Source organism: Kocuria flava, assembly GCF_001482365.1.
Lineage (GTDB): Bacteria > Actinomycetota > Actinomycetes > Actinomycetales > Micrococcaceae > Kocuria > Kocuria flava.
Genome location: NZ_CP013254.1, coordinates 944,823 through 958,419 on the forward strand (window position 1 = coordinate 944,823; position 13,597 = coordinate 958,419).

Consider the following 13,597-nt stretch of genomic DNA (forward strand, 5'->3'; position numbering starts at 1 on the left):
GTGATCGTGCCGCGGCCCCGATGCAACGCCGGGGAAACCCCCGCGGCCCCACAGTGGTGACACGCATCACACCGGACCCTATGCCACCGGGGTCCCGGCGTACACCGAGGAGGAACGATGACCCAGATCGACGAGACCGGCGTGGCGGCCGGCACGGACACCGCCCGCACCTGGCTGGCCGCCCTGCAGGACGCCCTCGCCGCGGAGGACGCGGGGGCCGCGGCCGAGCTGTTCGAGGAGGGCGGCTTCTGGCGCGACTTCCTGGCGTTCACCTGGAACCTCAAGACCCTCGAGGGCCGCGAGCAGATCCGCCGCATGCTCGCCGAGACCCTGCCCCACGTGCGGCCCACCGGCTGGGAGGTCGAGGGGGAGCCGACGACGGCGGACGGCGTCACGGAGTGCTGGCTGCGCTTCGGGACCGCCGCCGGCTCCGGGTGGGGCTACCTGCGCCTGCGCGGCGGGAAGGCGTGGACCCTGCTCACCACGCTGCAGGACCTGCGCGGGTTCGAGGAGCGGAAGGGCCCGCGCCGGGACCGCGGCGTCGTCCACGAGATCACCCGCGAGCGCACCACCTGGCTGGAGCGGCGCCGGGCCCGGGAGGAGTCCCTGGGCCGCGACGAGCAGCCGTACTGCCTCGTCGTCGGCGGCGGCCAGGGCGGGATCGGCCTCGCCGCCCGGCTGGGACGGCTGGGCATCCCCACGATCGTGGTGGACAAGCACGAGAAGGCCGGCGACGCCTGGCGCAACCGCTACAAGTCCCTGCACCTGCACGACCCCGTCTGGTACGACCACATGCCCTACCTGCCGTTCCCGGACGACTGGCCGGTGTTCCCCGCCAAGGACAAGGTGGCCGACTGGCTGATGCACTACGCCGACATCATGGAGCTGAACTACTGGTCGAGGACGGAGTGCCGGTCGGCGCAGTGGGACGAGGCGTCCGGGACGTGGACGGTCGTCGTGGACCGCGACGGCGAGGAGGTCGTGCTGCACCCCACCCAGCTCGTCTTCGCCCTGGGCGTCTCCGGGTACCCGCGGATCCCCGTGTTCCCCGGCGCCGAGACCTTCCGCGGCGCCCAGCACCACTCCTCCGCCCACGCCGGCGGCGACGACTGGGCGGGCAAGCGGGCCGTGGTCATCGGCTCCAACAACTCCGCCCACGACATCTGCGCCGACCTGTGGGAGCACGGGGCCGAGGTGACCATGGTCCAGCGCTCCTCGACCCACATCTCCCGCAGCGAGTCCCTCATGGACCTCGTCCTCAAGCCCCTCTACTCGGAGGAGGCCCTCGAGGCGGGCATCACCACGGAGCAGGCGGACATGCTCTTCGCCTCCTGGCCCTACCGGGTCCTGCCGGACGTCCAGCGGCCCGCGTTCGACGAGATGGCCGAGCGGGACCGGGAGTTCTATGCGGCGCTCGAGGCGGCCGGCTTCGACCTCGACTTCGGGGAGGACGGCTCCGGGCTGTTCCTGAAGTACCTGCGCCGCGGCTCCGGGTACTACATCGACGTGGGCGCCTCCCAGCTCATCATCGACGGCCGGGTCCGGCTGGCCACCGGGCAGGTCGACCACCTCACGGAGGACGCGGTGGTCCTCGCCGACGGGACCGAGCTGCCGGCCGACCTCGTCGTGTACGCCACCGGCTACGGGTCCATGAACGAGTGGCTCGCCGACCTGATCTCCCCGGAGGTCGCCGACCGGGTCGGCAAGTGCTGGGGCTACGGCTCCGACACGACCCGCGACCCCGGCCCGTGGGAGGGCGAGCTGCGGAACATGTGGAAGCCCACCAACGTGGAGAACCTCTGGATCCACGGCGGGAACCTCCACCAGAGCCGGCACTACTCCAAGTACCTGGCCCTGCAGCTGAAGGCCCGCATGGAGGGCGTCCCCACCCCGGTCTACGGTCTCGAGGAGTCCCACCACCCCCGGTGAGTCCCCGCCACGGGGGCGGGGCGCCGGGACGGATCGACCCGTCCCGGCGCCCTGATCCCCCTCCGGCGAGCTCAGCGGTAGACGAGCCCGCCGTCGATCAGCGGCGCCTGGCCCGTCATGTAGTCGGCGTCCGGCCCGGCGAGGTAGGACACGAAGGCGGCGACGTCCTCGGGCGTCTGGGCGCGGCCCAGCGCGATGCCTCCCACGTACTGCTCATAGGTGGCGCCCTTCTCCGCGCCCGTGAGCTCGGCGAAGCGCTCGTCGATCTCCACCCACATGTCGGTTCCCACGACCCCGGGGCAGTAGGCGTTCACGGTGATGCCGTGCGGAGCGAGCTCCTTCGCCGCGGCCTGCGTGAGACCCCGGACGGCGAACTTCGTCGCCGAGTAGACGCCGAGCACGGCGAAGCCCTCGTGCCCGGCGATGGAGGCCGCGTTGATGATCTTGCCCCTGGTGCCCTGCTCGAGGAACCGGGCGGCCGCGGCCTGGATGCCCCACAGCACGCCGTTGATGTTCACCCGCTCGATCGTCTCCACCTCGTCGGGGGTCACCTCCAGGATCGGCTGCACCTGGGCGATGCCCGCGTTGTTGACCATCACGTCGAGACGACCGAGCCTCTCTGCGACCTCCTGGACCGCGGCTCGCACGGAGTCGCGGTCGGAGACGTCGGCGGTGACGGCACAGGCTCGGCGACCTGTCGCCTCGATCTCGCCCAGGACCTCTCGCGTGAGCTCGTCGCGCAGGTCCACCAGCCCGACGTCGAACCCGTCCTGCGCGAGCCTCAGGGCGATGGCCTTCCCGATGCCCCGGCCGGCTCCGGTGACCAGGGCCACCCGTGCTTCTTCCGTCATGATGTCTCCTCCGTGATGCAGTGACCGCTGCACGTTGCGACGGTGCAGGCCCAGGATGGGGTCCGGAGGGTTTCCGCGGCGTTGCACGAGGTGGAGCCCCTGCCGGTCCGGCGCGCACAGGGAGAGCCTCGTCTCCCAGGCCTCCCCCGAGGTCGGGCCACGGCCTAGGGTTGCTGGTGCAACCGCATTCCGACGGGCGTGGAGGAGCACTGGGCGTGGGCCGTGAACCGGGAACCTGGCGAGAGCCGGATCGACACACCGCCGTCCCGTTCCCGCGGGCCCTGGAGGAGTGGACCACAGCGGCGATCCCGGTCCTCGAGAAGGTCGCCTCACGGTACGGCGGGTACATCACCTACAAGGACCTCGCGGAGCGGCTGTTCGAGGCCACCGGGGTCCGCACGCAGATGCGGCTGAGCAACTGGATCGGCAAGCCGCTCGGGGCGGTCCTGTGGTACTGCCGGGAGCGCGACCTGCCCGGGCTGTCCTCCTTGGTCGTGCACAGCGGCGACGGAATGGTGGGGGAGGGGTTCAACGAGTTCCTGCGCACGAAGGGGCGTGAGCCCGTCGAGGACCCGGTGAGGCTGGAGTGGGTGGCGGCCGAGGAACGGCTCAACTGCTACCGCCACTACTGCCCGGACATCCCCGTCGGCGCGCAGCCGATGCTGACCCGCGAACTCGCCGAGAAGCTCGAGCGCAGGGTTCCCGCGCCGCCGCCTGTGCCCTCCTGTCCCACCTGCGGGATGCAGCTGCCCGTCACCGGGCAGTGCGACTACTGCGCGTGACCGACCACGCCCACCGCGAGCTCGTGGTCAGAGGGCGACCTTCTCGAACAGGGCCGCCGTGCCGATGCCCCCGGCGGAGCTGATCATCGCCAGCAGCAGGCTCCCCTCGGGCAGCTCCCGGGCGCGGGCGAGCAGCCGCACCACCGACACCGCCCCGGAGGCGCCGTAGGCGTGGCCGAGGGCCAGGGCCCCGCCCTCGGCGTTGAGCACCTCCTCGTCGAGGCCGAGCAGGTCGGTGCAGGCCAGCACCTGCCCGGCGAAGGCCTCGTTGAACTCGGCCGCGGCCAGCGCCCGGACGGGCACGGCCTGCTCGGCGAGCAGCCGCCGGGCGGCCACGGCGGCGCCCAGGCCGAGCCGGGCCGGGTCCACCCCCACCGTGGCGGCCCCGCGGAAGGCCAGCGCCGTGGCCGTGCCCAGTTCGCGGGCGGCGGCCGGGTCGGCGACGAGGACCGCGGCCGCGCCGTCGGCGTCCCCGCACGAGTTGCCGGCGGTCACGGTGCCGCCGGCGGCGAAGACGGGCGGGAAGCGGGCCAGCAGCGCCGCGTCCAGGCGCGGGCGGGGGCCGTTGTCCGCGGTGACGGCCCCGCGCGGGGTGCGCACCGGCACGAGCTCGCCGGCGAACGCCCCGGCGGCCGCGGCGGCCAGCGCCCGCCGGTGGCTGCGCAGGGCGAAGGCGTCCTGGCGCTCCCGGCCGATGCCGTGCTCGCGGGCGACCGTCTCGGCGGCCTCGCCCATGTCCGGGTCGCCCAGGTGCTCCGGGGCGAACTGCGCGCGGCGGTAGAACGCGACGCCGCCGTCCTCCTGCCGCCGTCCGCGCAGGGGCGCGGTGCTGATGCTCTCGGCGCCGCCGGCGAGGAACGCCCGCCCGGCCCCGGCGCGGGCCAGGTGGCAGGCGAGCACGACCGCGTCGAGGCCGGACCCGCACTGGCGGTCCACGGTGAGCCCGGGTACGGACTGCGGCAGCCCGGCCTCGAGGGCGGCGAGCCGGGCGGGGTTGCCGCCGGCGCCCACGGCGTTGCCCACCACGACGTCCGCGACCTGCTCCGGGGCCAGGCCGGTCTCCTCGAGCAGCGCGTCCAGCACCGGGGCCAGGAGCCGGTGGACGGGCACGCCCGCGAGCGCGGTCCCGGCCCGGGCCAGCGGGGTGCGCCGCCCGAGGAGGAGCAGGGGAGCGCCGGGCTCAGTCGAGGGGACGGGCACGGGGGTCTCCTTCCAGGAGGCGCTCGCGCAGGAGCCGGCGGCTGATCTTGCCTCCGGCGGTCAGGGGCAGCTCGGTGAGCCGGACGTAGCGGTGGGGCAGCTTCGCCGGGGCCAGCCGCCCGGCGAGCCCGGCGTGCAGGCGGGTGCGGTCGAGGCGGGCCCCGTCGTCGTCGGGGGCGGGCAGGACCCCGGCCACCACGCGCTGGCCCCGGGTGCGGTCCGGGAGGCCGACGACGACGGCGGCGGCGACCCCCGGCACGGCCGTCAGGGCGGCCTCGACCTCGTGCGGGTAGACGTTGTGCCCGCCGGTGACGATCATCTCCGCGGCCCGGCCCAGCACGTGCAGCCGGCCGCCGCGCAGGAACCCCCGGTCACCCACGGTGGTCGTGCCGCCGAGGCGGGCCAGGGCCAGACCGTCGTCGCCCCACAGGTAGCCGTCGCAGACGAACGGGGAGCGGACGCCGATCGTGCCGGGCCGGCCCTCGGGCACCGGCCGGCCGGCGTCGTCGAGCACGGCGAGCTCGACCCCGGGGAAGGCCGCGCCCACGCTCGTGTCCCCGGGGTCGAGGGGCTCGCCCGGGTCGTGGCGGCGGGCGGCGACGAAGCCGAGCTCGGCGGCGCCGTAGTACTCCCAGATCACGGCGCCCGGGGCCCACCGGCGGGCCGCGGCGAGGGTGGCGGGGTCCAGGGGCTGGCCGGCGCACACGACCGCGGTGAGCCCGCGGGCTCCGGCGCCCACGGCGAGGCCGCGCTCGGCGAGCACCCGCAGCATCGTGGGCACGACGACCAGGCGGGTCGCCCCGCCGCCGGCGATCAGGGCGTGGGCGGCGGCGACGTCGAAGCGCGGCAGCGTGGTGAACGCGGCCCCGGTCCAGAGGCACTCGGAGAGCGCGTAGAGGTTCAGGCTCGTGCTCAGCGGCCCCGGGGCCAGCACCCGGTCGTGCGGGCCGAGCTCGAAGCACGCGGCCGAGGCCTCGAAGGAGCGCTGCCAGGAGCCGCGGCTGCGGGCGAAGCCCTTGGGCGTCGAGGTGGTGCCCGAGGTCAGCCCTACCAGGAAGGTCGAGGCGGGGTCGCCGTCGCGCAGCCGGGCCGGGGCGGGGCCGGCGGGCAGCAGCGGCGCACACCGGCGCAGCACCGCCGCGGCCTGCTCGGGCGGCCAGGACGGGTCGAGGACCGCGCACGCCCGCTCCTCGGCGACCCCGGCGGCCCAGCGGACGGCGAGGTCCGTGCCGTTGGGCCGCCGCAGGATCCCCGTGGGCTCCCCGGAGGCGGCCAGCGCCGCGGCGGCCTCCCGCAGCCCGGCCCAGGTGACGGCCTCGCCGGCGCAGGCGACGGCCGGGTCCCCGGGACGCTCGGCGGCCCACCGGGCCAGCCGGTCGAGGAAGGGCACGGGCTACCGGGCGGCGGTGCGCACGCCGCCGAGCAGGCGCCGGTAGCTGCGGTGGACGCTGACCGCCACGAGGCTGGCCACGACCGCCTTGAGCAGGTCGCCCGGGACGAACACGAGCGAGCCCAGCGCGGAGGTGGACAGCGGCAGGCCGGTGACCACGCTGGTCCACGGGACGCCGAACGCGTAGATGACGACGATCCCGCCGAGGACCGTGCTCAGCAGCATCGCGAGGAACCGGGCGGTGGACCCGGTGCGCCGCAGCGCCCAGTGCTGCACGAGCAGACCGATGACCAGCGCCGCCGGGATCCAGCCGACCAGGTAGCCGCCGGTCGGGCCGAGGAACACCCCGAGCCCGCCGCGCCCGCCCGCCAGCAGGGGCAGTCCGGCGAGCACGAGGACCTGGAGGACGACGACGGAGAGCATCCCCCGCCACGGCCCGAGCAGGGCGCCCGCGAGCATGACGCCGAGGGTCTGGAGGGTGATCGGCACCGGGACGATCCCGACCGTGATCGGCGGGACGAGCCCGAGGGCGGCGATGAGGGCGGCGAAGACCGCGACGAGCACGGTGTTCTGGGTGGTCTGCGGGTTCTGGGCGGCCATGACGTCCTTCGGGGCAGGGGTGGGTGGGGAACGGGCGGGAGACGGTGCGACGGGGCCCGCGGTGGCGGGGCGGCGGGCTCAGCCGGGAGGCGGGGCGGGCGCCGTCGTCGTGGACCGCGGTGCGCGCCCGGGGGCGGGCGCGGAGTCGAAGCAGCGGGCGTCGAGGGCGTCGGAGATCTCCTGGGCGGACTCGAGGGTGCGCACGATCAGGGGCACGAGCACGGCCACCGGGCTGTTGTGCAGGCCCCGGGCGAACTGCGCCTCGCGGACCTCGAGGTACTTCGCGCGGATCTCGGGGATGAACCGGATCGTCATCGACAGCGCCAGGCTCGTCTGGGCCGGGTTGAGCCCGAGGTGGCGGGTGGGCCGCAGCACGCGCTCGAACAGGGCGAGCATCTCGCTGAAGGAGGTGCTCAGGCTGACCGCGTAGGCGAACAGGCACAGGCTCAGCAGCCGCAGCCCCGACACGGCCGCCGCGACCCACCCGGTGGTCAGCCCCAGGGTGAGCACGACGATCCCGACGATCAGGACCAGTCCCGCCAGCAGCCGCGCGAGGCGGGGGAGCGGGGTGCGGGTCAGCACCGCCGCCGTGACGGCCAGGACGAACACCGCGGAGAGCACGAACAGGTCCGCCACGGCATAGATGCCGAGGCTGGCGATGAAGAGGAAGCCGAACTTCGGTCCGGCCGGGATCCGGGCCAGCACGCCGGAGGGAACCCCACCGTGGGTGCGGGCCGCGCGGTGCCCGGGGCGCGGCGGCCGGGGCGCGCCCATCAGTCGCTGATCCCGCAGTAGAACGCGAGGGCCTCGTCCGGGGCGCCGTCGAAGGCGATGCGGCCCTCGTGGACCACCAGCACCCGCTCGTAGCCGCCGATCAGGTCGAGGTCGTGGGTCACCACGACCGCGCGCTGGTCGAGCTCGTCGATGGTGGCCTGCAGGCGGCGGCGGTTGCGGCGGTCGAGCATGGTGGTCGGCTCGTCGAAGACGATCGTGGACGGCTCCATCACCAGCACGGAGGCCAGCGCGACCAGCTGCTTCTCCCCGCCGGAGAGGGCGTAGGACTCCCGCTCCCGCAGGTGGGCGATGCCCAGGCGCTCGAGCGCGGCGTCCACCCGGGCCGTGAGCTCGGGCCCGCGCAGGCCCAGGTTCTTCGCCCCGAAGGCGAGGTCCTCGCCGACCTGCGGCATCACGATCTGGTTCTCCGGGTTCTGGAACACGAAGCCGACCTCCCGCCGGACCCGCTTGGCGTCCTCGGCGGTGGAGACCCCGCCCACCCGGACCTCGCCGGTGGTGGGCAGCAGCAGACCGTTGAACAGGCGCACCAGCGTGGACTTGCCCGAGCCGTTGAGCCCGAGCACGGCCACCCGCCGCTCCTCGACCACCAGGTCGATCTCCCGCAGGACGACGACGTCCTCACGGGTCACCGACACCCCGGTCAGCTCGATGCCGGAGGCGCCGGCGCGGGGGGTCCCGGGGGCCGTGGGCTGCCCGCGGTGGGACGGGCGCCGCAGCGCATGACGGAGCGACACGTTCGGCTCCTCCCTCCTCGGCCCGGTCGCGCCCGGGCCGGCTCAGCGCTGTCCGGACGGGTCCGGCTCGAAGTACAGGTGGGCGTGCAGCCGGCACCCCGGGTTGAAGCCCGCCCCGCACCGGGGACAGGCCTCCACGGCCAGGTACTGCCGGACGGAGAGCTCCGTGCGGCACACCCCGCACAGCACGGCCGCGGTGTCCTGCTCGGCGACCGGCCACTGCGCGGCCGGGTGACCGGCGCTCTCCTCGTGACACCGATGACAAGGGTAGTACGCCCCGCAGCACCGGAACCTGATCGCGATCACGTCCAGGGGCGTGCGGTAGTGGACGCACCGCGTCTGGTCGTCGACCGTGGGGCCCAGCACCTCCGGCACGTCGTTCTCCTTCCCCGGCTCCCGCCGTGTGCCCGATCCGTCCTGCCGCGGACCATTGTCCCGGATTCTCCAGCGCTGCCCCGGCGTCGTCGGGTAGGCATGGCGGCATGCACACCGACGCCGCGCCGCACGGGGCGCCCACCCAGGACCTCGCCGCGAAGATCCCGCCCGCCGAGGAGGTCGCCGGGGTCTTCGGCCTCTCCGCCACGGAGCGGGAGATCTGGGTGCGCGCCCGGCCCCACCTGGACGTGCGCAACAACGACGCCCACAGCCTCTACGCCTGGGGCATCGCCCGCCAGCTGCTGCCGCTCGTGCCCGGGGCGGACCCGGACGTCGTGCTCCCGGCGATCCTGCTGCACGACACGGGCTGGGGCCGGGCCGACGAGGAGCGGATCCTCTCGGAGGGGTTCTCCGGGGACTGGCGCAAGGCCGACATCCGCTACGAGCACGAGCGGCAGGGCTGCCTGATCGCCGAGGAGGTCCTCCCGGAGCTCGGCTACGACGCGGAGTTCGTCGGGCGGGTCACCGCCATCATCGACGGCCACGACACCCGTCCCGAGGCCCGCTCCCTCGAGGACGCCCTCGTGCGCGACGCCGACCGGCTGTGGCGCTTCGACCAGGTCGGCATCGCCCTGGCCTCGTCCTGGTTCAAGCTCACCCCCTCCGCCTACATGGACCGGCTCGAGACCGAGATCGTCCCCGAGCTGCAGACCTCCGCGGCCCGGCAGATGGCCGAGGCCGACCTCGCCCGCTCCCGGGCCCTGCTGAAAGCGAGCGTCCTGCGATGACCGACACCACCGCCGCCCCGGCCCGGGCCGGGCTGGAGCTGCCCTACACCCACGTCGACGACCACTTCATCGACGGCGCCTATCTCGCCTCGACCGGCGCGCAGCGCAACGACGTCGTCGACCCCGCCACCGAGGAGGTCTGGGCCTCGGTGCCCAACGCCACCGAGGAGGACCTCGACCGCGCGGTCGGCGCCGCCGAGCGCGCCTTCGCCGGGTGGGCGGCGCGCACCCCCGCCGAGCGGGCGCAGGTCCTGCTGCGGGCCGCCGAGGAGATCGAGACCCGCCGCGAGCCCATGGCGCTGACCAACACCCGCGAGAACGGCACCCCGCTCGCCGAGACCCGCGGCGCGGCGGCCAACGCGGCCGGCATCTTCCGCTACTTCGCCCCCTGGCTCGAGGCCGAGGACGTGCGCCCCTTCCCCAACGGGGCGGGGGAGACCGTGGTGCACGAGAACCCCGTCGGGGTGTGCGCCCTCATCGCCCCGTGGAACTTCCCGATCAACCTCGTGGTCGCCAAGCTCGCCCCGGCCCTGCTCGCCGGGTGCACCGTGGTGATCAAGCCGGCCTCGCCCACGCCGCTGTCCGTGCGCTTCGTCGTCGACGCGCTGACCGCCGCCGGGGTGCCCGCTGGCGTGGTCAACCTCGTCACCGGCAACGGCCGCATGGGCGACCGGCTGGTCCGGCACCCGGCCGTGCGCAAGGTCGCCTTCACCGGCTGCACGCCGGTGGGCCGGCGGATCGCCGCCGCGTGCGGCGAGCAGCTCAAGCCCGTGACCCTGGAGCTCGGCGGGAAGTCCTCCGCGATCGTGCTGCCCGACGCCGACCTCGAGCACATGTCCTCCGTGCTCCTCCGCTCCTGCCTGCGCAACACCGGGCAGACCTGCTACATCTCCACCCGGATCCTGGACCCCGAGAGCCGCTACGACGAGGTCGTCGAGATGGTCGGGGCGACCGTCGCGGCGGCCCCGCAGGGCGACCCGCTCGAGGAGGGCACGGTCTTCGGGCCCATGGCCAACCGGGCCCAGTACGACGTGGTCATGGGCTACCTCGAGACCGCCCGCGCGGAGGGTGCCCGGGTGGTCACCGGCGGCGGCCGCGCCGACCGGGAGACCGGCTTCTACGTGGCCCCCACCGTCCTGGCCGACGTCACCCCGGAGATGACGGTGGCGCGGGAGGAGATCTTCGGGCCCGTGATCACGGTGCTGCGCTACCGCGACGTGGACGAGGCGGTGGCCCTGGCCAACAACACGCCGTTCGGCCTCGGCGGGATCGTCTTCTCCGCCGACGAGGAGGAGGCCCAGCGGGTGGCCCGCCGGGTGAACACCGGGTCGGTGGGCATCAACTTCTTCGCTTCCAACCACGCCGCGCCCTTCGGCGGGCGGGGGGACTCGGGCCTGGGCGTGGAGTTCGGCGTCGAGGGGCTCAGCGCGTACCTGACCTACCAGTCGGTGCACCGCGGGCCCCGGGGCTGAGCGCCGTGCCGCCGGCTCAGGGCGCCGGCACGGCGGCGCCCGGGGCGGCCGGCGCGGGCGCCGCCGCACCGGGGGCGACGTTCTGCGCGCCCGCGTCAGGGACGGCGCCCTGCTCCCCGGTGCCCTGGTCCTGCGTGCCCTGGTCCTGCGAGCCCGGCTGCGCGGGGTCCGCGACCTGCCCGTCCGACCCGGTCGCGCCCTGGCCGGTGCCGGTCTTCTCCTCCGGTGCGGCCCCGTCGGCGGGGGCGTCCGGGGGAACGGCCCCCGTGGGGACGGTGCCCTCGGCCGCGCCCTCGCCGCCGGCCGGGACGTCCTCGACCGGGGTGGTCGTGGCGGCCGAGCGCGGGGCCACGGCGTCGGAGCCGGTCACGGTGCGCTGGAGCTGCCCGGTGCCGCCGGAGAGCTCGGTGCCCGTCACGGCCTGGACGGCGAAGATCGCCGCGACCGCGAGCCCGACGATCACCCCGGTGCTGGCCAGGAAGCGCCGGACCGGGAAGGGGGCGCGCTCCTCGGCCACGGCCGTGCTGCCCGCCCCGGAGGCGGTGCCCGTGCGGCGCAGGCGGCCGGCCACGGTGCCCTGGACCTTCTGCAGCCCCTTCTTGCCCTTCTCCAGCGAGGTCGAGTAGAGCGCGACGACCACGCCGGAGACGATGCTGGTGAGCGCGGCGCCGAGCACGGTGCCGGCGACGCTGAGGTGGCCGCCGATCACGGCCATCGTCGCGGCGGTCGCCGCGCCCGTGACCAGCCCCGGGACGCTCAGGGCGGACTTCTTCTCCTCGGTCCGCTCCGCCGTCCCGCTCGAGGGGGTCTGCTCTGCATCGGGTGCCACGGCGGGAGGAACGGCGGTGGCCGCCACGGTGCCGGGCGCCTCGGCGGCCGGTGCGGGGGTGGTGGTCTTCTCCGGTGTCATCTGGTCCTGGTCCTGGTCCGGTCGCGGGTCACGGGGCCGGTGCGCTGCGACCTCGGGCGGGCCGGCCGCGGATCAGTATGCCCGGCCCACCGGGGAGGTTGCCCGGAAGCGTGAGGAGGTTCACCGGGGCGCACCGGTCCCCCCGCGTCACGCGGCGTCGCGGGGGGACCGGTGCGGATTCAGCCGAGGACCACGTTCAGGACGAACAGCAGCGGGATGGACCCGGCCCACACCGCCGTGGTGATGCCCGACCAGCCGCGCAGCGCGTCGACGCCCTGCAGGCCGGTGAAGCGGGTGACGACCCAGAAGTAGGAGTCGTTGAAGTAGCTGAAGACCATGGACCCGGCGGTGCACGCCATCGCGGCGACCACGGGTGCGATGTCCAGGCTGGTCACCAGCGGGGCCGTGACCGAGGCGGCGGTGATCATCGCGACCGTCCCGGAGCCCTGGGCGATGCGCACCAGGGTGGCGATGAGGAACGGGACGAGGAACGCCGGCAGCGGGGTCGCGGCGATCGCCTCGGCCAGGGCGTCGCCGACCCCGGAGCTGCGCAGGACCTGGCCCAGGGCCCCGCCGGCGCCGGTGATGAGCAGGATCAGTCCGGCCGAGGCCGCGGCCTCCGCGAACCAGCCGTGGGCCTTGTTCCGCGGCGTCCAGCGGGGCAGCAGCACGTAGAGGGCCAGCACCATGCCGATGACCAGGGCGATCACCGGGTTGCCGATGAACGCGAAGGGCACCGCCCACGCGGAGGGCTCGTACTCGTCGCCGCCGATCACGCCCTGGGCGTTCTGGTCGATCGCCCCCGTGACGGTGTTGGCGATGATCAGCACGAGGGGCACGAGCAGCGGCAGGGACGCGGTGAACGCCCCGACCCGGTGCGGCTTCGCGCCGGCCGGGGGCTCGCCGAGGTCCACGGCCGGATCGGCCACGGGACCGCGGGCCTCGGCGTCGAGGCCGTCCTCGAGCTCGCCGTCGGCACCGCGTCCGGGGCCCGCGGTCCCGGGGCGGTCGGCCACGGCCGTGGTGGTGCCCCCGGCGGTGCGGGCCGTGCCGTAGACGGCCTCGCGGACGCTCTCCTCCACGGAGGGCTCCAGCTTCGGGCCGATCCAGCGGGCGTAGAGCACCACGACCGGCAGCAGCACCACGGTGAAGACCAGGCCCACGACGATCAGCAGCCCGAGGTCGGCGCCGAGGATGCCCGCCACGGCCAGCGGGCCGGGGGTGGGCGGGACGAGGTGGTGGGTGAGCGTCATCCCGCAGCCCAGCGCGAGGGCGAGGGTGACGTAGCCGGCCCGCTTCACCCGGGCGATCGAGCGGGCCAGCGGGTTCATGATGACGTAGCCGGAGTCGCAGAACACCGGGATCGACACGAGCGCCCCGACGCTGCCCAGCGCCCACGGCTCCCGGCCCTTGCCGAAGACCCGCAGGAAGGCCAGGGCCAGGGCGTTGGCCGCCCCGGAGACCTCGAGGATCTTGCCGATGCCCACCCCCAGGCCGATCACGATGCCGATCGAGGCGAGGGTGTTGCCGAAGCCGGTCGTGATGGCCGAGACGATCTCGAGCACGGGCTGTCCGGCGACCAGGCCGGTGACGAGGGCGGCGATGAGCAGGGCGACGAAGGCGTCGAGCCGGGTGCGCAGCACCAGCACGATGATGGTCGCGATGCCCAGCACCAGGGCCAGCAGCAGCTGTAGGTCCACGGTGAGATCAGAGCTCCTCGGGATTGCGGTGGGTGCGGGCCGCACGGATTGACGGAAACGCCGCTGGGTGT

The 13,597-nt window shown here is 74.8% G+C and carries 13 protein-coding genes; 4 read left to right on the forward strand and 9 right to left on the reverse strand.

Annotated elements, in window-relative coordinates:
* Window positions 1–117: 117 nt before the first annotated feature.
* Window positions 118–1,929 carry a flavin-containing monooxygenase gene (locus AS188_RS04265; RefSeq protein WP_147050310.1) on the forward strand — a complete coding sequence of 604 codons (1,812 nt, stop codon included), beginning with the start codon at window positions 118–120 and terminating at the stop codon, window positions 1,927–1,929.
* A 71-nt stretch (window positions 1,930–2,000) separates the two neighbouring features.
* On the opposite strand, the gene AS188_RS04270 is transcribed toward AS188_RS04265, so the two are convergent.
* Window positions 2,001–2,780 carry an acetoin reductase gene (locus AS188_RS04270; protein WP_058857809.1) on the reverse strand — a complete coding sequence of 260 codons (780 nt, stop codon included), beginning with the start codon at window positions 2,778–2,780 and terminating at the stop codon, window positions 2,001–2,003.
* A gap of 215 nt (window positions 2,781–2,995) precedes the next feature.
* Between AS188_RS04270 and AS188_RS04275 the strand changes: the two genes are divergently transcribed.
* On the forward strand, window positions 2,996–3,562 hold the full coding sequence (locus AS188_RS04275) for a hypothetical protein (protein ID WP_058857810.1): 567 nt from the start codon (window positions 2,996–2,998) through the stop codon (window positions 3,560–3,562).
* 27 nt (window positions 3,563–3,589) lie between these two features.
* On the opposite strand, the gene AS188_RS04280 is transcribed toward AS188_RS04275, so the two are convergent.
* From AS188_RS04280 to AS188_RS04305, 6 genes are all read right to left on the reverse strand, one after another.
* Complete coding sequence (locus tag AS188_RS04280; RefSeq protein ID WP_058857811.1) at window positions 3,590–4,762, reverse strand: thiolase family protein; 1,173 nt, start codon at window positions 4,760–4,762, stop codon at window positions 3,590–3,592.
* A complete protein-coding gene (locus tag AS188_RS04285; RefSeq protein WP_058857812.1) occupies window positions 4,743–6,152 on the reverse strand; it encodes a class I adenylate-forming enzyme family protein in 1,410 nt (469 codons plus the stop codon). The genes AS188_RS04280 and AS188_RS04285 overlap by 20 nt, the downstream gene beginning before the upstream one ends.
* Before the next feature lie 3 nt (window positions 6,153–6,155).
* The gene (locus AS188_RS04290; RefSeq protein ID WP_058857813.1) at window positions 6,156–6,752 is read right to left on the reverse strand and encodes a biotin transporter BioY; all 597 of its coding nucleotides are present in this window, start codon (window positions 6,750–6,752) and stop codon (window positions 6,156–6,158) included.
* A 78-nt stretch (window positions 6,753–6,830) separates the two neighbouring features.
* A complete protein-coding gene (locus tag AS188_RS04295) occupies window positions 6,831–7,526 on the reverse strand; it encodes an energy-coupling factor transporter transmembrane component T family protein (RefSeq protein ID WP_058857814.1) in 696 nt (231 codons plus the stop codon).
* Complete coding sequence (locus AS188_RS04300; RefSeq protein ID WP_083529243.1) at window positions 7,526–8,281, reverse strand: energy-coupling factor ABC transporter ATP-binding protein; 756 nt, start codon at window positions 8,279–8,281, stop codon at window positions 7,526–7,528. The genes AS188_RS04295 and AS188_RS04300 overlap by 1 nt, the downstream gene beginning before the upstream one ends.
* 42 nt (window positions 8,282–8,323) lie before the next feature.
* The gene (locus AS188_RS04305) at window positions 8,324–8,656 is read right to left on the reverse strand and encodes a CHY zinc finger protein (protein ID WP_058857815.1); all 333 of its coding nucleotides are present in this window, start codon (window positions 8,654–8,656) and stop codon (window positions 8,324–8,326) included.
* A gap of 107 nt (window positions 8,657–8,763) precedes the next feature.
* On the opposite strand from AS188_RS04305, the gene AS188_RS04310 reads away from it, so the two are divergent.
* Entirely contained in the window at window positions 8,764–9,444 is a 681-nt protein-coding gene (locus AS188_RS04310) for an HD domain-containing protein (RefSeq protein ID WP_083529244.1), read from the forward strand.
* Window positions 9,441–10,916 carry an aldehyde dehydrogenase family protein gene (locus AS188_RS04315; RefSeq protein ID WP_058857816.1) on the forward strand — a complete coding sequence of 492 codons (1,476 nt, stop codon included), beginning with the start codon at window positions 9,441–9,443 and terminating at the stop codon, window positions 10,914–10,916. Before AS188_RS04310 ends, AS188_RS04315 begins: the two co-directional genes overlap by 4 nt.
* Window positions 10,917–10,932: 16 nt before the next feature.
* Here AS188_RS04315 and AS188_RS04320 read toward each other — a convergent pair whose 3' ends face one another.
* A complete protein-coding gene (locus AS188_RS04320; protein WP_058857817.1) occupies window positions 10,933–11,826 on the reverse strand; it encodes a hypothetical protein in 894 nt (297 codons plus the stop codon).
* A 179-nt stretch (window positions 11,827–12,005) separates the two neighbouring features.
* Window positions 12,006–13,526: a GntP family permease gene (locus AS188_RS04325; RefSeq protein ID WP_058857818.1), complete on the reverse strand. Its 1,521-nt coding sequence runs from the start codon at window positions 13,524–13,526 to the stop codon at window positions 12,006–12,008.
* Window positions 13,527–13,597 lie beyond the last annotated feature (71 nt).